This is a genomic window from Rossellomorea sp. FS2, assembly GCF_047915635.1.
GTDB classification, from domain to species: domain Bacteria; phylum Bacillota; class Bacilli; order Bacillales; family Bacillaceae_B; genus Rossellomorea; species Rossellomorea marisflavi_A.
Genome location: NZ_JBLRVS010000001.1, coordinates 323,015 through 344,500, shown reverse-complemented (window position 1 = coordinate 344,500; position 21,486 = coordinate 323,015). Strand labels below are relative to the sequence as shown.

Sequence of the window (21,486 nt, the reverse complement as noted above, 5' to 3'; positions counted from 1 at the left end):
TGAAATCGCTTTCTTTCCAATCTCTTTGGTACTCAAGCTCTTTTCCCATTCTTTTATGGTCGGTAAGATAGAAATCGTTACACCATCGTTTTTTATGGTGGGATAAAAAAAGAAGTGTCAGGCTCCTGAGCCCAACACTTCTACTTTTTCGACAAATTCAAGCCGGCGCAGCTTTCCGAGGAAATCCTCGAGGCCGATGGACAGATCCGTCACATTCAGGGAAAGGGTCACATTGGCCCTGCCCTGAAGCGGAATCGTCTGGTGGATCGTCAGGATGTTACAGCCATGCTTGGCCGTTTCACCGAGAAGATGCGAAAGCGTCCCTGAACGATCCTCCAGCTGAAAGAATAAGGTGATGATCCGTTCCTTCACGATCGTGTGGAACGGGAAAACCGTGTCCCTGTACTTATAAAAGGCACTTCTGCTCAGGTCCACACGCTGGACGGCCTCCCAGACCGATTCAGCTTTTCCCCGTTCGATCAGTTCCTTGGCATCGAGCGTTTTCTTCATCGCTTCAGGAAGGACATCCTCCCTGACCAGATAAAATTTGCCTTCTTGAAATTTTTTCCCCAATGACAATTCCTCCTGTTATCCGGCTGAAGGGAAGCCCGAGGTCCAGCCGTCCCCTACAGGGACATCTGCTGGATCAGTCAACGAATTCAAATTCATATTTCATCAGTCGGATCGTATCACCGTTCTCTGCACCGCGCTCACGAAGGGCCTCATCCACACCGTATGAACGGAGCTGACGGGCGAAACGTCTTGTCGAGTCTTCCCTTGTGAAGTCGGTCATCTTGAAGAGACGTTCGATCTTCGCACCGCTCACGACGAATACACCATCCGGGTCGCGTGTGATCTCGAACTCTTTCTCTTCTTCTTCGTGCTTGTACATCACGCGGTGGATGCCTGTTTCCTCTTCTTCGACCTGAAGCGGGAACTCTGCTGTCGTCTCGAGCTTATCCGCAACGGCGAATAGAAGTTCCTTTAGCCCCTGTTGAGTGAAGGCGGAAATCGGGAAGACCGGATATTCATCGTCCAAACGTTCCTTGAACGCCTTCAGATTCTCTTCGGCTTCCGGCATATCCATTTTATTGGCTACGATGATCTGAGGGCGCTCAGTCAATCTGAGATTGTACTGCTTCAACTCTTCATTGATCGTCACGTAATCGTCGTATGGATCTCTTCCTTCCATCCCGCTCATGTCGATGACGTGAACGATGACACGCGTCCGCTCGATATGGCGGAGGAACTGATGTCCGAGTCCCACGCCTTCATGGGCGCCTTCGATCAGTCCCGGAAGGTCGGCCATGACGAACGTCCTTCCATCGCCTGTTTCAACCATACCGAGGTTCGGTACGATCGTCGTGAAATGATAGGAAGCAATCTTCGGTTTCGCTGCCGATACAACGGAAAGCAACGTCGATTTTCCGACGCTCGGGAATCCGACGAGGCCCACATCGGCGAGGAGTTTGAGCTCCATGACGATATAGCGCTCCTGACCGGGTTCCCCTTTCTCAGACAGCTCCGGAGCCGGGTTGGCAGGAGTCGCGAATCGCGTATTCCCTCTGCCACCGCGGCCGCCTTTTGTGATCACGGCGCGCTGACCGTGTTCCAGCAGGTCGGCGATCGTTTCACCGGTGTCATCATCCTTGACGACGGTACCAGGCGGAACCTTTACTATCATATCCTCTGCGTTCCGGCCATGCTGGTTCTTGCTCATGCCGTGCTCGCCCCTCGGTGCCTTGAAGTGGCGTTGGTAGCGGAAGTCCATCAACGTGCGCAGACCTTCATCCACTTCGAACACGACGTTCGCACCGTGTCCTCCGTCTCCACCAGCCGGTCCACCTTTTGGTACATATTTCTCACGGCGGAAAGCAACCATTCCGTTACCTCCATCTCCGCCTTTTGTGTATATCTTGACCTGATCGACAAACATTTTTTCTTCACTCCTTACGCTCTCATGCCCTTATAATGCAACATGAAAAACGAGAACTTCTTCTTCGATTTGTTCAATGCTGATGTTCGTGCCATTTCGGCGCTCATTCTCCAGCCATTCCTTCATGGCGCCTGCATGACTTAGTATACCTGTGAAATCGAATATAAAACGGGGGGCATCCTTGGTGATGTGCAGCAGGATTGACAATTGGTTTTCACCATTGCCGCTGACACACTGTACCAGCTCGTCCACAAAGCGAGTGCACCAGGAAACCAATCCTTGATCGTCAAGTCCATGATCAGCGGTGCAATCGAGTATTTCGAAATCCAGCTTGATCATCGACCCGGACCAATTATATGTTAAGATCCATTCTGTCAGTAATGGAAGTTTCAAATTCGATAGCTTAGATTCGTTTTGTGCTGCGAGGACCATTTCTTCGATGACTTGTTTTGCCCGGTCGATCCGATCGAGATCGAGATTCCCCTTGATCAGTTGCAAATCATTCATCCAGTCGTGGCGTGCATGCCGCAGTACCTCGACGACATCCCATTTTCGGCTCATAATCTAACTCCTATACTAAGTGCTTATCTGTTAGTATAACAAAGATAAGACCCCTCCGTATATCGTTTATGAAATTCGCACATAAATAAAACTCTAACCGAAAGTCGGTTAGAGTTTTCGTTAAAGATATGCGATTAAGCTTCATTCGCAACAGGGTATACGCTCACTTTTTTCTTGTCACGTCCCATGCGTTCGAAACGAACAATACCGTCAGTTTTAGCGAAAAGTGTATCGTCACCACCACGGCCTACGTTTAGTCCTGGATAAATCTTAGTACCGCGTTGACGGTATAGGATTGATCCACCACTTACCATTTGACCGTCTGCACGCTTAGCACCAAGACGCTTTGAGATAGAGTCACGACCGTTTTTAGTCGAACCTACCCCTTTCTTAGACGCGAAAAATTGAAGATCTAATCTTAACATCTGTTCCACCTCCTACTTTTTGAAGGTTATTTTAATAAAATCACTGTAAGTAGTTTCAATCGTCTGCAGGCTTACCACCATGCCATCTAATAGCAGCTGGACGTTCCTGTCAGTCTCTTCCGGCAGGTCATCAGGGATGACACAGACGAAATGTCCCCCATCGTTTTGCTCGATGTGAGGTTCAATCCCCGTCAACGCCATGATGGCATTGACGCTTCCGAATGAAACGGCAGAAGCTCCGGCACAAACAATATCCTGACCATACTCATCGAAATTCGCATGACCATCCATGGAGAAAGAACGAATCCTTCCCTTGGTTTTTTCTACCCGAATGTTGATCATAGGATCACGCCTTACGCGTTAATTGTGTCGATGACAACTTTAGTGTAAGGTTGACGGTGACCTTGCTTACGACGGTAGTTCTTTTTCGCTTTGTATTTGAATACTACAAGCTTCTTCGCGCGGCCTTGTTTTTCAACCTTCGCTGTTACAGTAGCACCAGCCACCAATGGGCTTCCTACTTTCACATCGTCGCCACCAACGAAAAGAACTTTGTCAAACGTAACCGTATCACCTTGCTCAGCGCTTAGCTTTTCGATGAAGATCTCTTGACCTTCCGTTACACGGATTTGCTTACCACCTGTTTCGATAATTGCGTACATAATCGCACCTCCTTAATAGACTCAGACTCGCCAATCACAGGTGACGGTCGCCCGTACTTCAAGACCTGTTATGAGCGGTTGTAGCACGGGTGCTACAATCAATAACAGTAGAATCCTATCACATTTCTGCGATGGATGTCAACACAATGAGAGAAAATCACTGGATCTTTGTGATTCGATAGAATGGATTCACTGCCTGGGTCTCAAGCCAGTCCACCTTCACCCCGAGACGGGCCTCGAGCTTGTCGATATGTCGCCCGCCGGGTCCGGAAAACGCCGCTCGTACATCAGGGGTCCCTTCGACGGAAACGCGGGCCGGGTGGTCCAGATCCCAGATTTCCCGTTCAAGGCTGAAGGCGAGGCTCTCGGGACTTTCGGTGCGTCCGGTTCCCCCGCAGGCATGACACGGCTCGGTCAGATACTCCTCGAGGGCCTGACGCGCCCGCTTCCTCGTCACCTCCAGGATGCCGAGCTTCGTGAAGCCCTCCACCTTCGTCCGCTGGCGATCAGAGCCGAGGGCCGCCCGGAATGCCTCTTCCACTTGCTCTCGGTCGCCGTCCCCCTTCATGCCGATGAAGTCGATGAGGATCATCCCTCCGATATTCCTCAACGCGAGCTGATGGGCCGTTTCTTCCGCTGCAAGGATATTGGTTTCAAGAGTTGTCTGTTCAAGGGTGGCACGCCCCGTGAATTTCCCTGAATTCACGTCCACCACCGTCATCGCCTCTGTCGTCTCGATCACGAGATAGGCGCCGTTCTTCAGCCAGACTACTTTCTTCAAAGCCCTGTCCCAGGCGCTGTCGACGCCGTGCCTGCTAAAGATATCGTCATGTCCCTGATCGAACTGTATGTCCCAGCCTTCATAGCGGGTAGCGAGGCTTTGAAGCTCATTGGAGAAGGCGTAATCATCCACGAGGATCCGTCCCTCTCCTCTTTTCATATGTTCCACAAGGTCGTCCTTCAGGGCATCCTGATTCTCAAGAAGCAGCGGGGCCTTTCCTTTAAGCGCACGCTTCCCGAGTTCCTCTGCCTTTTGCCTTAAGCGCACGATTTCTTCCTTGATCGCCTCTTCGGGTATTCCCGCACTGCTTGTCCTGAGCACGATCCCTTCCTCAGGGAGCTTCCAGCGGTGAGCCACGGCTTTGAGGTGATGGCGCTCTTTTTCATCGAGCTTCTTGGAGGCCGCCACGTAGACCCCTCTCGGCATATAGACGAGTAATTCCCCCTTCATCTCGATCACGGCGCTGAGCTTGGCTCCTTTTGACCCCGTGGGATCTTTCGTCACCTGCACGAGTAGTTTCTCCCCTTCATGCACGGCTTGATTGATGGGCAGGGCGTCGTCACCTCCATGAAAGGCTTTGATATTGGCAGGACAGTCCTTTGCATGCAGGTAACCGTTCTTGCCCTCACCGATATCGACAAACGCGGCATCAAGCCCTTTATGGATCCGGACGACCCTGCCGACATAGATATTCCCGGTAAGCGTGTCACCGACGGGCCGGTACACGCGCAGCCCCCTGACGGCTCCATCTGTTTTGGATACCCAGCGCTTTTCTCTCGTTTTTGCCTGGATGATGATTTCGTCCACTGCTGATCCCCCCTTATCATAAAGAATCGGGAAGGGGCAGCCCCTTCCCGGCATATGTCTTTACTTTACCCTTCTCCACCTTTAACAGTCAATAAAGATAGAGAAGATCCTTTGTTTTGGCCGAAGTCATTTTTTCAGCGAAGAACGCGTGGAGGAGCTCATTCTCATCCAGCTTCCCCACTTCCTGGCCATCCTTCATGACAACAAGGGGATGCTTGACCCCCCTGTGGAAGCGCTCCACGACCTCGAGGACAGAAGACTCGCTGTCGACAGGAAGTGGCTTCAGCTCTAAAAACTGACGATGATCGCCGTAGTACCGTTCCATCAGGAATTTCATGAAAACGTACCGCCTCTGCTTCCAGTCCTTCCATAAGGAGAAGTAGAGGAAGGTGAGGATCACCCAGAGGTTCAGATTCGCCGGTGATGCCAGGAGGACGAAGGCATGAAAGCACAGAAGGAGCCCGAACGACAGAAGGAGCGTGTATTCGTACGCCTTCAGATAGTTCCACTTCATGGCCAGGAGAAGGGATATGAGCTTCCCTCCGTCGAGTGGCCAGATCGGCAGGAGATTGAACAGGAGGACGGCCAGATTCAGATGCAGGAATAACAGGAATGTTCCGGGAGCGATAATGCCGAGTTGGGCGAGCCCCCACCCTGCACCGATCAGCCACACATGCTGGAGGGGACCCGCTGCCACGACCCAGAACTCCTCATCGAGTGACCGGTTCCCATGTTCATCCACTTCAGCGACGCCCCCAAAGGGCAAAAGGGCGATCCTCCTGACCCTCCATGAAAAATAGTGGGCCATGCAGGCGTGCCCGAGCTCATGGATGATGATGATGCCCAGGAGCATGATCAGCTCCGTGAAATGGGCCGTCATGACGGCCACAGCGATGACGACCCAAAGGAGGGGATGGATATAAAATTTTCGGAGCATGGCCAAAAGATTAGTCAAAGGAAATCACCTGGACCGGATCGACGAATTCCTCCCCCATCTTGATGGCGAAATAAAATTCCCCCGATGCCTCATCTTCTGCTGCCGATACCTTCCCGACGGCTCCCCCTTTTTCCACCTTTTCATATTGCTTCACGTCGATGGCTTCAAGATGCCCGTACCATGACTCTGATTGATCCGCATGCTGGATGACGACCGTATTGCCGAGGTCATCCTTTTTCCCTGCGAAGATGACGAGTCCCCCCTTCATGGCCCCGACCTCTTCTCCGAGACCTGTTTCAAGCATGATCCCCTGTCCGTTCGTCTTGAAATTCTCCACCACCTTACCCGTGGCGGGCATGGATAACGCTGTCTCTTCCTTCGCCTCCTGTTTCCCCGAATCAGGAAGCAGGGCCAGGGGTTTGCCGAACTGGTCCTCGTACCACGTCGAGACCGCGGCGAATTGGAAGTCGTTCTCCATCGTCTTATGCACCACCGCCCTCGCCTCTTCCAAGGCAGGGCTCGGACTCTTGAACATGATCGCCGTCAGGAGGACCATGACCCCGGAAGCGAGGACCTTCAACAAAAAGGTTTCTTTCTTAAAGAGGGGATGGCCTTCGGATGGCGGTCCCCCTTCGAAAGAGGATTGACCGACCCCATATTTCTCTTCATCCCCAACCAGTGGGACAACCGGGTACTCCCGGGACGCCCCGTCATTCATTTTTTTTCGCCTGGCGATCCGCTTCCTGATTTCATCGGCTCGATTGCCCATCATCATCCATCCTTTTCTTTGGCTGCATGGGGATTCCCCTGCACCTTGTCTTGCTTTCAATGTATGACTTGTCCGAAATGATTATGACCGGGGAGCACAAAAGCGCATAAGAAAAACCCGTGCATCCAGGCACGGGTTTCGTCAGGCTTTTACGCCGAATAAACGTTTGATTTTTGTAAAGACGCCCGGTTTGTCCTCTTCAAGGGATTGAAGGGGGACGGACTCACCAAGGATCCTTCTTGCAATATTGCGATACGAAATGGATGCCTTGCTCGTCGAATCGAGGGCGATCGGCTCTCCTTTATTCGAAGACCGGATCACATTCTCATCATCCGCTACGATTCCGATCAAATCGATGGAAAGATGGGTCGTGATCTCATTGACGTCGAGCATTTCCCCGCTTTTCATCATATGATTCCGGATCCGGTTGATCACAAGCTTCGGAGGCTCGATTTCTTCCTGTTCAAGAAGGCCGATGATGCGGTCGGCATCCCGGACCGCGGAAATCTCCGGCGTCGTGACGACGATGGCACGGTCGGCACCGGCCACGGCGTTTTTATATCCCTGCTCGATTCCGGCAGGGCAGTCGATGATGATATAATCATAGTCCTGCTTCAGATCCTGGATCAGTTTCTTCATCTGATCCGGATTGACAGCCGATTTATCGCTTGTCTGCGCAGCAGGTAAAAGATACAGTTTATCTTCGAAGCGTTTATCCTTCACAAGTGCCTGATGGACTTTGCAGCGGCCTTCCACCACATCCACCAGATCATAGATGATCCGATTTTCAAGGCCCATGACCACATCAAGATTCCTGAGGCCGATATCGGTATCGATCAAACACACTTTTTTGCCTTGTAGAGCTAATGCTGTACCAACATTGGCAGAAGTAGTCGTCTTGCCCACTCCGCCTTTTCCTGAAGTAACAACTATGGCTTCACCCACATTAGCGTCCTCCTTTGAAACTCGTAATATTTGGTCGCAGATGCCTCAATACCTGGAGGCGATCGACGACGATCTGCCCCTCGGCATCCACGAATGCACACTCCATATCATGCTCTTCGTCTTCCTCCATCCGGTCCGGCGCCCGGTTCAGGGCATCTGCGATCCGGAGCTGCGAAGGGAGCATCCTCGATGCGACGATCACGGCATCCTTCCTGCCATTGATGCCGGCATGGGCAATCCCTTTAAGTGTGCCCAATATGTATATATTCCCGCCGGCGTGGATCTTCCCGCCAGGATTGACATCACCGACGACAAGAATATCCCCGGATACTTCAATCACCTGACCCGATCGCACAACACCGGTCATGGTCTCGATATTCCGTTCATCCACGAGTCTCTCCGCTTCATCCTTGGTCACGACATTGCTCGAGAGCCCGTTGACCACAAGATTCCGCTTTTGTCTGACGATGTCCTTGAGCTCCTCGGACTGCTCATCGGTCACGTAGCGGTTCCCCGTCTGGATATGCACGGCCAGGGTATGGCCTTCGGTTTCACGGTGATGGGCTGACAGCTTTTCGGCAAGCTCCGCCTTCAGCTCGTGAAACGAGCATTGATCGTTCAAATGGAGGGTAAGCCCCTCTTTCGTTCCTTTAATCACAACATTCGGCCTTTTATTCATGTTCATGGCGTCATTTTTCACCTCAGTCGTCATATAATTCGACATAAGCAGTGCTGATTCCTTTTTGGAAGGTACAGATTTGAAACAATTTCGCCCCTGCCGCCTATAACGGAGGGGCAGGAGGAACAGGGAAGAACGGACCTCTAGGGAAGAGAAAGCCTGGCAGACTTTATTCGCCCAACCAAGCTTTTCTTCTGGATACTAAATAATGTTTGAATGGAATCGATACGATCAGATAGAAGACCACGTTCAGAACAAGCGTCGGCCATAATCTCCAGTCGACAAATTCCATGAACGTCAGATTCGTCCGCTTGAGGATTACATAAATATAATAGACGATCACTTCGAGGATCGATAGATTTACCAAAGCGATGATCCCAAGGACGATGATATTGTTGTGCAGCACCTTCATCATCTGCTGGGTCAGGACGACCATGAACGGGAACAAAATCAAATAGATTCCGTTGATCTCCGTGTAATAGATATCAAAAAAGAATCCGAAGATGAACGCGAACAACAGGGCCGTACGGTACCGGTAGAAGGCACAGATCAAAATCAGGGTGATGACGAGGAAATGGGGGACAATGACCTTGTCCCCGAACCACGATTCCGTCTGGAAGAGGTGGACGAAAAGGCTCTCACCATAAAACACCAAAAGGGTGATGAGAGGAAGGATGAAACGCCCGATCATTGTCCGTCACCCTCGTCTTCGCCGTCATCTTCAGGAGGCGGCATATCGCGGTCGATGACCATGACGTGCTCGAGGTGATAGAAGTCTGCCGACGGCTTCACATACGCCGTCTGGGTCAGTCCATACTGATCCGGCTGCACGTCTGTCACCTCGCCGACGACGAGGCCTTTCGGGAACACGCCTCCGAGTCCGGATGTAATGACCTTGGACCCTTTCTCAACCTTCACATCGTTGACGATCTTCTTGATGAGGATCTGCTTTTTCTCCGCATCGTACCCTTCGATCCATCCGTTCACGTCTTGCTTTTCTCCTTGCACGATGGTGGAGATGCGGTTTTTCGTGTTATTGGTGGAGATCAACTCAATCGTGGATGAAAATTTGTTTACGCTTTTCACTTTACCGATGAGTCCCTTGGAAGAAATGACGGCCATATCGGATTTGATGCCGTTCACTTCTCCTTTGTCGATGGTCAGGAGTTCCTGCCAGCGATCGGGGTTCCGGGCGATGACTGTCGCCTGGATCGGATTGTAATCTGTCAGACTCTCTTTCTTATCGAGGACGTCCCTAAGCTCATCATTATCCTGCTTGAGGTCCCTCACCTGCGTTTCAAGCTTCACGAGCTCGTCCAAACGAGTTTTCAGTTTTTCGTTTTCTTTGTATGTATTTTGAAGATCCTTCAGGTTATCAAATACTCCGCCGACATAGTTCACGGGTTTTGAAACCAGTGACTGTCCGAATCCTACCATATCTTTACCAAACTGCTCCGGCCAGCTGATGTTGTCCCGCTCACGGAGGGAAAACCCGATCAGCCCGACTAAAACGATGACGCTCACCAATAGGATGATCAATCGTTTATTCAGGAAGAATTGTGGCATGACGTACACCTCAATCATTATCAAATTCTATTTAACTATACCAAATTTCGCTAGGGATTGATATTATTCAGCAAAATATTCGCTGTTATGGATAAAAAAGATGGGGCCGGTCCAATGGCAGCAACCCATTGGAGAACGTCCCCTCTTCAAGACAAACTTATTTATTGTTTCCTTTGAATAAATGGATATGATCAAGGGCTTTACCCGTCCCGATGGCCACGCAGTCAAGGGGCTCTTCGGCGATCAATACAGGCATCTTCGTTTCTTCGCTGATGACCTTGTCCAGGTTGCGGAGAAGCGCTCCCCCACCGGTAAGGACGATTCCGCGGTCCATGATATCGGCCGCAAGCTCAGGAGGCGTTTTTTCCAATGTGCTCTTCACGGCATCGACGATCGTATAGACCGTATCACGCAGGGCCGCCCCGATTTCTTCAGCAGAGATCTCAAGCGTTTTCGGCAGTCCGGTCAATAGGTCGCGACCGCGGATTTCCATGGTTTCGACACCGTCCGTTGCTCCGGCTGATCCCACTTCCACTTTGATCGTTTCAGCTGTACGATCCCCGATCATGAGGTTGTACGTTTTGCGGATATAGTTGATGATCGCATCATCCATTTCATCCCCGGCTACGCGGATCGACTGGCTCGTCACGATACCGCCGAGGGAAATGATGGCCACTTCCGTCGTACCTCCACCAATATCGACGACCATGCTTCCTGTCGGTTCCCATACAGGCAGGTTGGCACCGATGGCGGCTGCGAACGGTTCTTCAATCGTGTAAGCATCCCTTGCTCCAGCTTGGCGCGTCGCATCGATGACCGCACGTTCTTCCACACCTGTGATGCCTGAAGGGACACACACCATCACATAAGGCTTACGAGAGAACGCACTCTTATTCTTGTTCGCTTGTTTGATGTAATATTTCATCATGGTGGCAGTCGTTTCGTAATCCGCGATGACACCGTCCTTCATCGGGCGGAGCGCCACGACGTTACCAGGTGTACGTCCGATCATATTCTTGGCGTCATTCCCGACTGCGACGATCTGTTTTGAGTCCGTTTGAAGGGCCACTACTGACGGCTCCCTCACGACAATTCCTTTTCCTTTTACATAGACGAGTGTGTTGGCGGTTCCTAAATCGATTCCTAAATCCTTTGATCCAAACATTTCCGGTATCTCCCTTTCTACTGCTGATTCCAATTGGCATGTATGTGTTTTTATAAAGAGAGCTGTCCGACTCTCTACACGTTGAATTTTCACAAGGTTCATTCGTTCATGCATAACGAAAAGACTCATTCTGGTGTGAATGACTCTTGATTCCTCATCCGTTACGTTTAAAAAGCATGCTTACATTGTTTGCAAAAATCATAAGCTTTATTATACCGCAACTGGAGAAAAAATCCTAGTGTCATAAATACCCTTTTTCCTTTAAACTGATGAATTTTTTCTCACCGATGATGAGGTGGTCGAGGACGTCTATTCCGATGATGCGACCGCATTCCACCAGCCGTTTAGTGACCTCGATATCCTCCCTGCTGGGGGTGGGATCTCCTGAAGGATGATTGTGGATGCATATGATGGAAGCGGCGGAGCGGCGAAAGGCTTCTTTGAAGACTTCCCGCGGGTGTACGATGGAGGCATTCAGGCTGCCGATGAAGATGGTCTGCTTGTGGAGGACCTGATTCTTGGTGTTAAGGTAGAGGCAAACGAAGTGTTCCTGAGAGAGGAACCGCATATCATTCATCACATAATTCGCCCCGTCTTCCGGGGACCGGATGCTGTAGCGATCATCGAATCCAAGGTTGCTGATGCGCCGGCCGAGTTCGACGGCGGCCATGATCTGGACGGCTTTGGCGAGGCCGATGCCGTTGATGGAAGTGATTTCTTCAAGGGAGGCATCCTTCAATAGATTGAGGCCCTCGAATGAGGCAAGAAGGCGGTTCGATACCTGAAGGACGGATTCGGATTTCGTCCCCGTCCTAAGGAGGATCGCGATGATTTCCTGATTGGACAGGCTTGCAGGTCCGCTCTGGATGAGTCGCTCCCTCGGGCGCTCATCCTGCGGGTAGTCACGGATCATGAGGGATGGGGTGGATTCAACTTTGACCATGTTTTCCTCCTTTTAATAAGGAGACGGCCTCAAGCTCGATAGCCCATATCCATGAGGGTCCTGTTCACCCTCGAGACGGGGAGGCCGACGACGGCATAATAATCCCCTTCGATCCCTTTGACAAACTTGGCGCCGATCCCCTGGATCCCGTAGGCCCCGGCTTTGTCGAAGGGCTCACCGGAAGCAATGTATCCGTCGATCTCACTTGGGGACAGCTCCCAGAATGTGACGGTGGTTCTTTCATAAAAACGGTTGACTTCACGGCCGTGGTGGATGGATACGCCCGTATAGACATCATGCACGGAGCCGGACAGCTCCGTCAGCATGGCACGGGCATCGTCTTGGTCCTTCGGTTTCCCCAGGATCTTCCCGTCTTTGGTCACGACGGTATCAGAGCCGATCACATAGGAATCCGGGTGCTCACCCGATACGGCTGCCGCCTTTTTATCAGCGAGATACATGACCACATCACCAGGCATCATGCCTTCTTCAAACGTTTCTTCTACTTGTGGACTTTGGGTGGTGAAGGAGAGTTGGATCTGTTTGAGGAGTTCTTTTCGGCGGGGAGATTGAGAAGCGAGAATGAGGCTTGACACACATACCAATTCCTTTCAGTGACAGTTTGGGAGATACAAGATTATACTACCAAAACCCCTCACCGTTCACAAGCACGAATAAAGGCATTCCCCGAGGGAAATGCCCGATTATTTCCTAGAAAATAGTCTCAACGCGTCGAACGGTCAGAGACCACCGTACTGTTCAACATATTTCAGCAGTTCCCCCTGGACCTCCCGGGCATCTTCCGCCGAAGAAATCGCGGCTGCTTTGGCAGAAGCATCCTTCAGTGCCTTCTTCATACTAGCAAAGCCCTCCTGCTCCACCTTGATCCCGTCCACTTCCTTGGCAGCAGACTCGATCGCCTTCAATGACTCGGCATCCATCTTACCCGAAACGACAGCAGCGCTGCTTGCCTTGGTAAGCTCTTGGAACAGGCTCCCTCCTTTTTCAAGGAAGGACTGCTCACCTTTTGTTGCATTGATGCCTTTTGCCGACAGTTCAAAATCCTTTGCATACACATCGACTCCGAGCTTTTTTACTTCTTTACCGAGGGCACGTGCACTCGTAAGATCATCCGAAACCCCGAGGATGAGGATCCACTGTCCGTCTTTCTCGATCTGAGCACCCGGGATCCCCTTTGTTGCAAGCGTCTCCTTCATGGAGACCAGCGCTTCCTCCTTGGAAAATACACCACCTTGCAGGATGGCCGTTTTGAGTCCGTCCACTTCGACTGCAGCGACTTTGGAGGAGGTGGTTTCCTCCTGGACGACCGGTTTTTCCTGAAGAGCGGCCGGGGCCGCATCGCTTTCCGTTGCCGTGATCACCTTCAGCGTCCCGAAGCCCAAAACGGCTCCGACGACGATTGCCCCTACAAGGGACATGAGGAGATTGATCGAATCCTGGAAAGGATTGCGGAAGGATTTCCGTTTTTTATTCTTGCCAGACACATAATTGATCTTTTTATACTCTTTCGGCGGCTGGAAGTCGCCATCCGGAAGCATCCATTCAAAATCCTTCTCGTCCACTTTTTCATCAGCGGAGGCGATTTCCTCTTCAGCCCCCTTCCAGTCATGCACGGGAAGATCTTCGTCGAACGTCTTTTTTTCACCATTGATCTTAATCGAAACCTTGGACTTTTTCGCCATCATCACCGCCCTCCCTCATCTAGTTTTTTCCATGCTATCATATCCAAATAAAAAAAGAACAAGACTTTTGTCGTCTTGTTCTAAGAGGTTTTCGCCAATTTACGGTGGGTTTCCCCCGTTTCTGCCATCTTACTCTCCTACAGTCGAATTCGGGAACTGCTGGAATGGATCATTCTTATGGGCGGAAGGCGGGGACCCTGACACTTTCGCATCATCTTCTGCCGTTCCCGCCTCAGGGAGGAAAAATGTCGAGAAGGTGACGCCGTATTCGATTTTCTGCACCTCATCTTCTACATTTTTCAATTCCGCTGGACCTTCCAGGGAGATTTCCTCGATTTCCACGATCCGCTGGGACCGTTCCAATTCTTTGATGAAGCCCTCGATCATGAAGTAATCATCGGCCTCTAGGGTGAGAACTGCGGTGAGCTTCTGAAGTCCGGCCGGTGTTTCGACAGCCTCCCCTTCCCCTGCAGCCTCCATGGGGGATTCAGTGAAGTCCATCTTGGTGATCAAGCCCCCAGATACGACTTCGGCTTTCTCGAGATCGATGAGGAGCTGATCCGTCATCGGTTTGACCGGGACCACCCGCTGAAGGGCTGCGGTCGTCTCCAAAGAACCGCCCTCCATGGCTGCCAGCCTTTCATCCAGGACCGAAGTAAGCTTTTCTTCATTGGAGATCTCGGTGGTGAGCCTCTCTTTTTCCTCGCGAACGGGAAGATAGAAGAACCAATAAACCACCCAGACGAGGAGGGCGAAAAATACAAATGCAAGGGTGATGATGCCCCAATCCTTCCGTGTCAGCTTCATTCTCCCTCCTCCTCTTCATCTGCTGTGCCTTTGACAGCTTCCCGGTCAAGGGTCAGGGCGTAGCGCGCCAAATAACGGGGCAGCACTCCGTCAGAAGCGTCCTCCCCGTCTTCCAGTGCCTCCGTCTCGACTCCAAGGAGCTTCACATCGCTCACAAGTTTGGTGGAAGAGATCCGTTCAAGATAATAGGCTGACTCCCGGCTCGAGTCGAACTGGATGCCAAGCTCTAGCGCCCCTGCACCTGTATAGGTGAATTCCTCGAGAAATCCCCTTTCCGGAAGGGCATCGACCACTTCACCAAGGACCGGCAGCATGGGCATGGGGTATCCCTCAGCCCACTTGACGGCCGCATCGAGATTGGCCCATGTATCCATTGATTCCAACTCTGCAATCTTTTCTTCCTTCTGTGCGCGGAGCTTCTGTTCCTGGGACAGCTGGGACGCCAGGGTATCCACAGCCTTTCCCTGGTAGTATCCAAGAATCACGAAGGCGAGGATAAGCACCAGCCCCAGGGCAGCGATGGCGATGACCGCCTTCAGCCAGGAACTCTGTTTTCGTTCATCATGGGGTAATAGATTGATATCTACAAGCATCATCACACCTCTTTCAGGCCCAAACCGACAGGGAGCAGGAACCGCGCCGGTACGGGCTCACCCGTATGGGCAGATTTCGCTTCACTCCCGATGTACAGGGAAGGGACCTCCAACCGGTCGGCCAGCATGGTGTGATAGGATTCCGAGAGCATATGCTCCCCGCCCACGAACAGCTTCGTGATCATCGTCCCGTCATCGTGCAGGGTGTAGCGGTAAAAGCTGATCACCTTTTCCACTTCCTTCAAGATTTCATCCGACTGGATGGGATCCATCACGTCACTGTCCCCGCTTAGGGAAATGTTCCGGAAAAAGACGGGCTGATGCCGATGGAACACGGAAACAGCGATGGCCCCTTCATGGAAGAAAAGGAGCATCTCATGATCGTTTCCATCGGTCAGCTTCAGTAAATGGAGATAGCGGTATAGGGCAAGGGGAGAAATATCCGCTGCCACCGGCTTAAGGGTAGAGAGCTCGAGAAGATCCTGATAGTCGAGGACGGTCTTTTCTTCGGCGGCAATGAGGATCACTTCCTTCTTCCCGTCCTTCATCCCCGCGACCACGGCATCATAAAGAGGATGCTCGAACGGGAGATGGATACTGGTCCCGAGCTCCATGAACAAATGGCTTTCCACCTCATCGTCCTGCACATCGGCCGGTATCAGCACACGCCTGACGATCATCTGGGTGTTCGGAACGAGGAACTGGACATGCTGCCTGGCAATGCCCCACTCCTCCACGCACTGCTCCATGAAGGAGCGGAGGACTCCGGGCTCAAGGATCTTGCCGTTTGAAATGGTTCCCTCGGGAAGGCGCTTCTCCCCGTGCCGTTGGATATAGAGGGGGGATGTGCTTTTAACCTCTGCATAGCGCACCCAGTCGTCGCTGATGACAAGGGAGATACGATTTTTCTTCTTCACGAACAAATTGGATAGCATGGCGATGACCCCTTTTAGATGAATAAAGACGAATACCAGAGCAGGACCTGACGGCCATAAAACACGCTCACCAGGGTGCCGACTACGATGTATGGACCGAATGCGATGGGCTTACCCTTCTTATAGAAGCCTGCGGCTAGGCCGATGATCCCGAATACCGCCCCGAACAAGGTGGCCAGGAAAAAGGCGAGGAGCATCCCCTTGGCGCCGATGACAAATCCGATGACGGCAAAGAGCTTGATATCTCCTCCGCCCATCCCTCCCCTGCTGACGACGGCGATGAACAGCAGGAGGGCAAAGCCGGCAGCCGCCCCAAGAAGGCTGTCCCACCAAGAGTTCAGGGGGATGAACAGACGTTCCAATATGAACATGAGAGCAAAAAATCCGAGGATTTTATCGGGGATGAGCATATACGCAAGATCGCTGACCGTAATGATCATGAATAGGGAAACAAGGGTGAGGGTGACAAGCAGCTCCGGCTGCCAGCCGTACAGATAATAAGCGAAGGCAAAGAGCGCACCCGTCGCAAATTCCATCAACGGATAAAGCGGAGAAATGCCCTCTTTGCACTGAGAGCACTTCCCCCTTTGAATGAGATACGATAGAACGGGGATCAATTCCCTGGCCGTCAGTCGGTGGCCGCAGGAGGGGCATGATGACCCTGGAGTGACGATGGACGTTTTCAACGGCACCCTGAGACCGACCACGTTGTAGAAGGATCCTAGGATGAGGCCGTATAGGAATAGTAGGTTAATCATGGTTGGTTAATTATCAAACGCTTTACGATTTAATTGATCTTGAGTTTTTGCGGTAAATCCTCTTTTACTACCTTTGAGGGTTACTGTATAAGAAAATTTATCAGTACCTACTGCAGTAATCGTTACTAATGAACTTGAACGTTTGTATCCTTTACCATTCTCAGAATCTCCGTCAGAACTGTCACCATCTGGATCCTTCAACGTATCAATATACCCATCATCTTCTAATTTTTGTAGTGTTACAGTTTTTGGTGTCCCTGCTACCGGTCTTAAGGTCTCATCCGCAGCCAAAGCCAACTTCGCCGAACTGATCATCTGCTTCGCATTTGCCACATGGGCATCTTTCTTCGAGTTGTCGATGAGGCCGCCGATGCTCGGGATCGCGATGGCTGCGATGATGCCGAGGATGACGACGACGGCGAGAAGCTCGATAAGGGTTAGGCCGCGCTCATTTTTCAAACGTTGACGCAATTTCTTTAACATGGGAATTCCTCCTGATATTTTCTGGATTGCCAGTCGGACAATCTAGGACTATTATACAACATTAATTGTCATAAAATTATATATTTTTACATTTTAATAGGTATTTTTTAATAGTTTTGCACACTGTTGAAGATTTCAAACATCGGAACCATAATCGCTATGACAATAGTCCCTACCACTCCGGCCAGTACGACGATCATGAGGGGTTCAATCAAGGATTTCAGGCGGTCCGTGGCACTTTCGACTTCTTTTTCATAAAAGTCGGCGACCTTATCAAGCATCGTATCGAGGGCCCCGGTCTCTTCGCCGATGGCAATCATCTGCGTGACGAGGGGAGGGAATGCCCAGTGGGCCTTCATGGGCTCTGTAAGGGATGACCCTTCTTCCAATGCCCTCCTCGATTGCGAGATGACCTTTGCCACCACTTCATTCTCGACGACCCGCTCAACGATCGATAGCGCCTGGAGTATGGGGACAGAGCTTGAGAATAGGGAGCTCAAGGTCCGTGTCATCCTGGCAAGGACGGCTTTTTGGAGCATCTTCCCGAATATGGGCAGCCTGAGGATCACGTAGTCGAGATGGTACTTCGTTTCCTTATTATTCTTCAAAAGGGCAAACCCCAGGATAAGAAGGAATATGAGACCGATCAGGATGTACCAGAACCGCTGCATGAACTCGCTGGCGGAGATGACAAATTTCGTGATGGCCGGCAGCTCTCCCCCGAAGTCGATGAACATGTCGACGAAGGTCGGGACGACGGATGTCAGGAGATAGATGACGACGCCCAGGGCAAGGACGGCGACGACGGCCGGATAGGTAAGCGCCGATACGATCTTCTGTCTCGTGGCATGCTGCTTCTCGTAGTGCGTGGCCAGTCCGTCCAGGGTTTCATCGAGGCTTCCCGACGCCTCCCCCGCCCTCACCATGTTGATGAGAAGGGGCTCAAAGATCCTCCCGTGCTTCCCGAGGGCTTCCGAGAGGGGATGCCCACCCCTGAGGTTCTCTTCCACCTCGCTTAAAGCCCTTGACAGGGGCTTGCTCTCCGTCTGGCGCGAAAGGATATGGGTGGCATCCACCACGGTCACTCCCGCCTGGAGCAAGGTCGCGAACTGCCTCAGGAAGATGAGGAGGTGGCGGAGCTTCACGGGATTTCCGATGGCCAGATCCTTCGTCAACAGGGTCTCCGGAAGCTCATCGATTCCGATCACCCTCACCTCGAGCTTTTTCAGCTGCAGGAGGGCCTCCCGCTTGTTCGACGCCGTGACGACGCCGTTCTTCGGACCCGAGCGGTCGCGGCCCGTATATTTGAACCTCGCCATCTACGCTCCCTCCCGGATATAGGGGAGGGCCATTTCCTTGGAGACGATCCCGGCCTCATACAGTCCCTGGACGCTGTCGCTCATGAGATGCATGCCCGAAGCCCGCGACGTCTGCATGACGTTTTGGATCTGATGCACTTTCTCCGAACGGATGAGGTTGGCCACTGCCGCATTATTCAATAGAAGCTCTGTGGCCGCACGGCGGCCTGTCCGGTCCACCGTCGGGAACAGGCGCTGCGAGAGGATGCCCGTCAGGACGGATGCCAGCTGGACGCGTATCTGGGCCTGTTGCTCTGGGGGGAATACATCCACGATACGTTCGATCGTCGCCGGCGCACTGGAGGTATGAAGGGTCGCCAGGACGAGGTGACCCGTCTCCGCGGCCGTGATGGCCGTATGGATCGTTTCGAGATCCCTCATCTCCCCCACCAGGATGATATCGGGATCCTGCCTCAGGGCGCTCCTCAGTCCCCTGGAAAATGAACCTGTATCGAATCCGACCTCCCGTTGATCGATGATGGAACTGCCGTGCCGATGGAGATACTCGATCGGGTCCTCCAGGGTGATGATGTGCTTCCTCATCGTCCGGTTCATATGATCGATGATGGACGCAAGGGTCGTCGATTTCCCGCTCCCCGTCGGTCCCGTCACGAGGAACAGACCCTGTGGCCGTCCGGCGATGCCTTTCAGCGCATGGGGAAGGAACAGATCCTCCATTGTCGGGATCGACGTCGGGATCACACGGATGGCCAGGGACACGCAGGAGCGCTGTCGGAAGGCATTGATCCTGAACCGGGATACCCCGGGGATGCCATAGGAAAAGTCAAGCTCGCCTGCGTCTTCAAAACCCGTGTACATGCTCGGGGCGATCAGCGCTTTGGCCATCCCTTCGGTGGTCTCAGGGGTCAGGGATTCTTTCCCGTATCGTTTCAGGTCCCCGTGGATCCGGAAGACCGGCGGCGCCCCAACGGTCAAATGGATGTCTGAGGCCCCGAGTTCGTACGCGCTTCTCAGGAGCGCATCTATTTTCTCTTTCATGTTTTCACCTACTCTGCTATGGAAACTCGTAACACTTCTTCCGTTGTTGTCAATCCCTGTTTCACCTTCAGGAGTCCGTCATCCACAAGGAATATGGTCTTGTTGCGGACGGCAAGCTCCCGGAGTTTGGAAATCGGTTCGTCGTTCAGGATGACTTTCTTCATGTCTTCATTCATCACGAGGATCTCATGGATCGCGATCCGTCCTTTGTACCCCGTCATATTGCAGGAGGAACAGCCTGTTCCACGGGTGATGGTCTCGATCTTCATGCCCCTTTTGGCAAAGATCCCGATTTCACGGGCAGTGGCCGGAACGACCTGCTTGCAGTCGCGGCACACCCTGCGGATCAGCCGCTGTGCAACGACCCCGCTCAGGGAAGAGGCGACAAGGAACGGCTCCACCCCCATGTCGAGAAGTCGGGTGATCGTGGAGATTGCATCATTCGTATGGAGGGTGCTCAGGACGAGATGCCCCGTCAGGGATGCACGGATCGATACTTCGACCGTTTCCTTGTCTCGGATCTCCCCCACCATGATCACATTGGGATCCTGGCGGAGGATGGCCCTGAGTCCCTTCGCAAACGTCAGGCCGACCTGTTGGTTCACAGAAATCTGATTGATGCCTTCAAGCTGGTACTCGACGGGATCTTCGACGGTGATGATATTCACTTCTTCACTGTTGAGATGATTCAGTGCGGCATAGAGCGTCGATGATTTCCCCGACCCCGTCGGTCCCGTGATGAGGACGATGCCTGTCGGCTGCTTGATCATATTCATGAACCGCTGGTGATTCACCTTATTGAAACCGAGCTTTTGAAGGTCATTGAGCTGCGAGCCGAGATCAAGGAGTCGGAGGACGATTTTTTCCCCGTACACGGTAGGGAGGGTGGAAACCCTGAGATCGATGGGATGAACATCGATATTTGCCTTCATCCTGCCGTCCTGAGGCACCCTGAACTCCGTGATATCGAGGTTTGCCATGATCTTCAGGCGGGCAAGGAGCATGCTCTGCATATGCTTGGGAAGATTCCGCTCTGTCCGGAGGATGCCGTCTACCCTGAAGCGGATCGCCACTTTCGTCTCCTGCGGGTCGATATGGATATCACTCGCCTTTTGGGTCACCGCATTCGAGAGGATCTGATTGACCAGGCGCACGATGGGCGATTCCGCATCCGTCACGGACGGCTCATCGACCTGGACCTGCTCCTCGCGGAAAAGCTCTTCGAATCCTTCTTCAAGATCATAATATTTATTGATGACCTTCAAGATATCATCCTTCGTTGCGATCGCCGGCTCGATCTTGAACCCCGTCGCAAGGCGCAGGTCTTCAATGGCATAGAAATCAAGGGGATCATTCATGGCCACAAACAGGCGGTCCCCCTCGGTCTTCAGCGGGATCATCAGCGTCCTTTTGGCCGTATCCTTCGGGATCAGGTGAAACAGGTTCGTCTCGAACGGGTAGCGATACAGGCTGACGTGCGGGATTCCGAGCTGAAACTCCAGCACTTCGATAAGCTGCTGCTCCGTGATGAAGCCCTTCTGAAGGAGGGCATCTCCCGTCTTTTGTCCCTTCACTTTGTCGGCAAGCGTTTCCTGAAGCTGCTCTTCGGAGATGATCCCCGCTTCCACAAGAAGATCTCCGAGCCTTTTCCGGGTTGTCGTCATGGATGACCCT

General features: G+C 52.3%; 25 protein-coding genes, 1 pseudogene and 1 other annotated feature. All 26 genes and pseudogenes read right to left on the bottom strand.

The genetic code is table 11. From position 1 onward, the window contains the following. Positions 1 to 117 precede the first annotated feature (117 nt). Positions 118 to 573: an ACT domain-containing protein gene (locus ACNA6I_RS01860; RefSeq protein ID WP_048006227.1), complete on the bottom strand. Its 456-nt coding sequence runs from the start codon at positions 571 to 573 to the stop codon at positions 118 to 120. Between the two features lie 73 nt (positions 574 to 646). Then, positions 647 to 1,936, bottom strand: a complete 1,290-nt coding sequence (gene obgE / locus ACNA6I_RS01855) for a GTPase ObgE (protein WP_048014804.1) — start codon at positions 1,934 to 1,936, stop codon at positions 647 to 649. Positions 1,937 to 1,966: 30 nt separating this feature from the next. Continuing rightward, complete coding sequence (locus ACNA6I_RS01850) at positions 1,967 to 2,497, bottom strand: Spo0B C-terminal domain-containing protein (protein WP_048006229.1); 531 nt, start codon at positions 2,495 to 2,497, stop codon at positions 1,967 to 1,969. Between the two features lie 134 nt (positions 2,498 to 2,631). Next, a complete protein-coding gene (gene rpmA / locus ACNA6I_RS01845) occupies positions 2,632 to 2,922 on the bottom strand; it encodes a 50S ribosomal protein L27 (RefSeq protein ID WP_416312890.1) in 291 nt (96 codons plus the stop codon). Positions 2,923 to 2,934: 12 nt separating this feature from the next. Next, complete coding sequence (locus tag ACNA6I_RS01840) at positions 2,935 to 3,264, bottom strand: ribosomal-processing cysteine protease Prp (RefSeq protein ID WP_416312889.1); 330 nt, start codon at positions 3,262 to 3,264, stop codon at positions 2,935 to 2,937. A gap of 11 nt (positions 3,265 to 3,275) precedes the next feature. Continuing rightward, positions 3,276 to 3,584, bottom strand: a complete 309-nt coding sequence (gene rplU, locus ACNA6I_RS01835; RefSeq protein WP_048006231.1) for a 50S ribosomal protein L21 — start codon at positions 3,582 to 3,584, stop codon at positions 3,276 to 3,278. Between the two features lie 13 nt (positions 3,585 to 3,597). Beyond that, positions 3,598 to 3,674, bottom strand: a sequence feature (ribosomal protein L21 leader region). A 67-nt stretch (positions 3,675 to 3,741) separates the two neighbouring features. Continuing rightward, positions 3,742 to 5,172: an Rne/Rng family ribonuclease gene (locus ACNA6I_RS01830; RefSeq protein ID WP_048012641.1), complete on the bottom strand. Its 1,431-nt coding sequence runs from the start codon at positions 5,170 to 5,172 to the stop codon at positions 3,742 to 3,744. Positions 5,173 to 5,260: 88 nt separating this feature from the next. Then, positions 5,261 to 6,127, bottom strand: coding sequence for a M50 family metallopeptidase (locus ACNA6I_RS01825; protein WP_187427081.1), 867 nt, complete (start codon positions 6,125 to 6,127; stop codon positions 5,261 to 5,263). Further along, positions 6,120 to 6,878 carry a M23 family metallopeptidase gene (locus tag ACNA6I_RS01820; protein ID WP_048006233.1) on the bottom strand — a complete coding sequence of 253 codons (759 nt, stop codon included), beginning with the start codon at positions 6,876 to 6,878 and terminating at the stop codon, positions 6,120 to 6,122. The genes ACNA6I_RS01825 and ACNA6I_RS01820 overlap by 8 nt, the downstream gene beginning before the upstream one ends. 141 nt (positions 6,879 to 7,019) lie before the next feature. Next, positions 7,020 to 7,823: a septum site-determining protein MinD gene (minD, locus tag ACNA6I_RS01815; RefSeq protein ID WP_048006234.1), complete on the bottom strand. Its 804-nt coding sequence runs from the start codon at positions 7,821 to 7,823 to the stop codon at positions 7,020 to 7,022. A 1-nt stretch (position 7,824) separates the two neighbouring features. After that, complete coding sequence (minC, locus tag ACNA6I_RS01810) at positions 7,825 to 8,502, bottom strand: septum site-determining protein MinC (RefSeq protein WP_048006437.1); 678 nt, start codon at positions 8,500 to 8,502, stop codon at positions 7,825 to 7,827. A 169-nt stretch (positions 8,503 to 8,671) separates the two neighbouring features. Next, positions 8,672 to 9,193: a rod shape-determining protein MreD gene (gene mreD, locus ACNA6I_RS01805; protein WP_048006235.1), complete on the bottom strand. Its 522-nt coding sequence runs from the start codon at positions 9,191 to 9,193 to the stop codon at positions 8,672 to 8,674. Then, entirely contained in the window at positions 9,190 to 10,068 is an 879-nt protein-coding gene (mreC, locus tag ACNA6I_RS01800; RefSeq protein ID WP_048006236.1) for a rod shape-determining protein MreC, read from the bottom strand. The genes mreD and mreC overlap by 4 nt, the downstream gene beginning before the upstream one ends. A gap of 157 nt (positions 10,069 to 10,225) precedes the next feature. Continuing rightward, the gene (locus tag ACNA6I_RS01795) at positions 10,226 to 11,233 is read right to left on the bottom strand and encodes a rod shape-determining protein (protein ID WP_048006237.1); all 1,008 of its coding nucleotides are present in this window, start codon (positions 11,231 to 11,233) and stop codon (positions 10,226 to 10,228) included. Positions 11,234 to 11,474: 241 nt separating this feature from the next. Beyond that, positions 11,475 to 12,176, bottom strand: coding sequence for a RadC family protein (radC, locus tag ACNA6I_RS01790; protein WP_048006238.1), 702 nt, complete (start codon positions 12,174 to 12,176; stop codon positions 11,475 to 11,477). Between the two features lie 29 nt (positions 12,177 to 12,205). Then, positions 12,206 to 12,772 carry a Maf family protein gene (locus ACNA6I_RS01785; protein WP_416312888.1) on the bottom strand — a complete coding sequence of 189 codons (567 nt, stop codon included), beginning with the start codon at positions 12,770 to 12,772 and terminating at the stop codon, positions 12,206 to 12,208. 144 nt (positions 12,773 to 12,916) lie between these two features. Beyond that, positions 12,917 to 13,882, bottom strand: coding sequence for a hypothetical protein (locus ACNA6I_RS01780; RefSeq protein ID WP_048006240.1), 966 nt, complete (start codon positions 13,880 to 13,882; stop codon positions 12,917 to 12,919). 126 nt (positions 13,883 to 14,008) lie between these two features. Further along, the gene (locus tag ACNA6I_RS01775) at positions 14,009 to 14,686 is read right to left on the bottom strand and encodes a hypothetical protein (RefSeq protein WP_252264926.1); all 678 of its coding nucleotides are present in this window, start codon (positions 14,684 to 14,686) and stop codon (positions 14,009 to 14,011) included. Next, the gene (locus tag ACNA6I_RS01770; protein ID WP_156183306.1) at positions 14,683 to 15,282 is read right to left on the bottom strand and encodes a PilN domain-containing protein; all 600 of its coding nucleotides are present in this window, start codon (positions 15,280 to 15,282) and stop codon (positions 14,683 to 14,685) included. Before ACNA6I_RS01770 ends, ACNA6I_RS01775 begins: the two co-directional genes overlap by 4 nt. After that, a complete protein-coding gene (gene pilM / locus ACNA6I_RS01765) occupies positions 15,282 to 16,196 on the bottom strand; it encodes a type IV pilus biogenesis protein PilM (RefSeq protein ID WP_416312887.1) in 915 nt (304 codons plus the stop codon). The genes ACNA6I_RS01770 and pilM overlap by 1 nt, the downstream gene beginning before the upstream one ends. A 32-nt stretch (positions 16,197 to 16,228) precedes the next feature. Next, positions 16,229 to 16,750, bottom strand: a complete 522-nt coding sequence (locus tag ACNA6I_RS01760) for a prepilin peptidase (RefSeq protein ID WP_416313206.1) — start codon at positions 16,748 to 16,750, stop codon at positions 16,229 to 16,231. A gap of 18 nt (positions 16,751 to 16,768) precedes the next feature. After that, positions 16,769 to 16,972 (bottom strand): annotated as a pseudogene (locus ACNA6I_RS01755) (prepilin peptidase); the annotation flags it as partial. 6 nt (positions 16,973 to 16,978) lie between these two features. Beyond that, positions 16,979 to 17,455, bottom strand: a complete 477-nt coding sequence (locus ACNA6I_RS01750; protein ID WP_416312886.1) for a prepilin-type N-terminal cleavage/methylation domain-containing protein — start codon at positions 17,453 to 17,455, stop codon at positions 16,979 to 16,981. A 107-nt stretch (positions 17,456 to 17,562) separates the two neighbouring features. Continuing rightward, entirely contained in the window at positions 17,563 to 18,774 is a 1,212-nt protein-coding gene (locus tag ACNA6I_RS01745) for a type II secretion system F family protein (protein WP_416312885.1), read from the bottom strand. Next, positions 18,775 to 19,812 (bottom strand): type IV pilus twitching motility protein PilT, encoded by a 1,038-nt coding sequence (locus ACNA6I_RS01740; RefSeq protein WP_048006247.1) that lies wholly within the window; start codon positions 19,810 to 19,812, stop codon positions 18,775 to 18,777. A gap of 8 nt (positions 19,813 to 19,820) precedes the next feature. Beyond that, a complete protein-coding gene (locus ACNA6I_RS01735; RefSeq protein WP_048006248.1) occupies positions 19,821 to 21,476 on the bottom strand; it encodes a GspE/PulE family protein in 1,656 nt (551 codons plus the stop codon). Positions 21,477 to 21,486 lie beyond the last annotated feature (10 nt).

What these genes read in the sequence shown, in the direction of transcription:
- obgE (WP_048014804.1), bottom strand. Translation starts at nt 1,936, where the DNA reads ATGTTTGTCGATCAGGTCAAGATATACACAAAAGGCGGAGATGGAGGT.
- ACNA6I_RS01760 (WP_416313206.1), bottom strand. Translation starts at nt 16,750, where the DNA reads ATGGAATTTGCGACGGGTGCGCTCTTTGCCTTCGCTTATTATCTGTAC.
- mreC (WP_048006236.1), bottom strand. Translation starts at nt 10,068, where the DNA reads ATGCCACAATTCTTCCTGAATAAACGATTGATCATCCTATTGGTGAGC.
- ACNA6I_RS01735 (WP_048006248.1), bottom strand. Translation starts at nt 21,476, where the DNA reads ATGACGACAACCCGGAAAAGGCTCGGAGATCTTCTTGTGGAAGCGGGG.
- rplU (WP_048006231.1), bottom strand. Translation starts at nt 3,584, where the DNA reads ATGTACGCAATTATCGAAACAGGTGGTAAGCAAATCCGTGTAACGGAA.
- ACNA6I_RS01740 (WP_048006247.1), bottom strand. Translation starts at nt 19,812, where the DNA reads ATGAAAGAGAAAATAGATGCGCTCCTGAGAAGCGCGTACGAACTCGGG.
- minC (WP_048006437.1), bottom strand. Translation starts at nt 8,502, where the DNA reads ATGAATAAAAGGCCGAATGTTGTGATTAAAGGAACGAAAGAGGGGCTT.
- rpmA (WP_416312890.1), bottom strand. Translation starts at nt 2,922, where the DNA reads ATGTTAAGATTAGATCTTCAATTTTTCGCGTCTAAGAAAGGGGTAGGT.
- radC (WP_048006238.1), bottom strand. Translation starts at nt 12,176, where the DNA reads ATGGTCAAAGTTGAATCCACCCCATCCCTCATGATCCGTGACTACCCG.
- ACNA6I_RS01850 (WP_048006229.1), bottom strand. Translation starts at nt 2,497, where the DNA reads ATGAGCCGAAAATGGGATGTCGTCGAGGTACTGCGGCATGCACGCCAC.
- mreD (WP_048006235.1), bottom strand. Translation starts at nt 9,193, where the DNA reads ATGATCGGGCGTTTCATCCTTCCTCTCATCACCCTTTTGGTGTTTTAT.
- ACNA6I_RS01780 (WP_048006240.1), bottom strand. Translation starts at nt 13,882, where the DNA reads ATGATGGCGAAAAAGTCCAAGGTTTCGATTAAGATCAATGGTGAAAAA.
- ACNA6I_RS01840 (WP_416312889.1), bottom strand. Translation starts at nt 3,264, where the DNA reads ATGATCAACATTCGGGTAGAAAAAACCAAGGGAAGGATTCGTTCTTTC.
- ACNA6I_RS01745 (WP_416312885.1), bottom strand. Translation starts at nt 18,774, where the DNA reads ATGGCGAGGTTCAAATATACGGGCCGCGACCGCTCGGGTCCGAAGAAC.
- ACNA6I_RS01820 (WP_048006233.1), bottom strand. Translation starts at nt 6,878, where the DNA reads ATGGGCAATCGAGCCGATGAAATCAGGAAGCGGATCGCCAGGCGAAAA.
- ACNA6I_RS01750 (WP_416312886.1), bottom strand. Translation starts at nt 17,455, where the DNA reads ATGTTAAAGAAATTGCGTCAACGTTTGAAAAATGAGCGCGGCCTAACC.
- ACNA6I_RS01770 (WP_156183306.1), bottom strand. Translation starts at nt 15,282, where the DNA reads ATGATGCTTGTAGATATCAATCTATTACCCCATGATGAACGAAAACAG.
- ACNA6I_RS01775 (WP_252264926.1), bottom strand. Translation starts at nt 14,686, where the DNA reads ATGAAGCTGACACGGAAGGATTGGGGCATCATCACCCTTGCATTTGTA.
- ACNA6I_RS01795 (WP_048006237.1), bottom strand. Translation starts at nt 11,233, where the DNA reads ATGTTTGGATCAAAGGATTTAGGAATCGATTTAGGAACCGCCAACACA.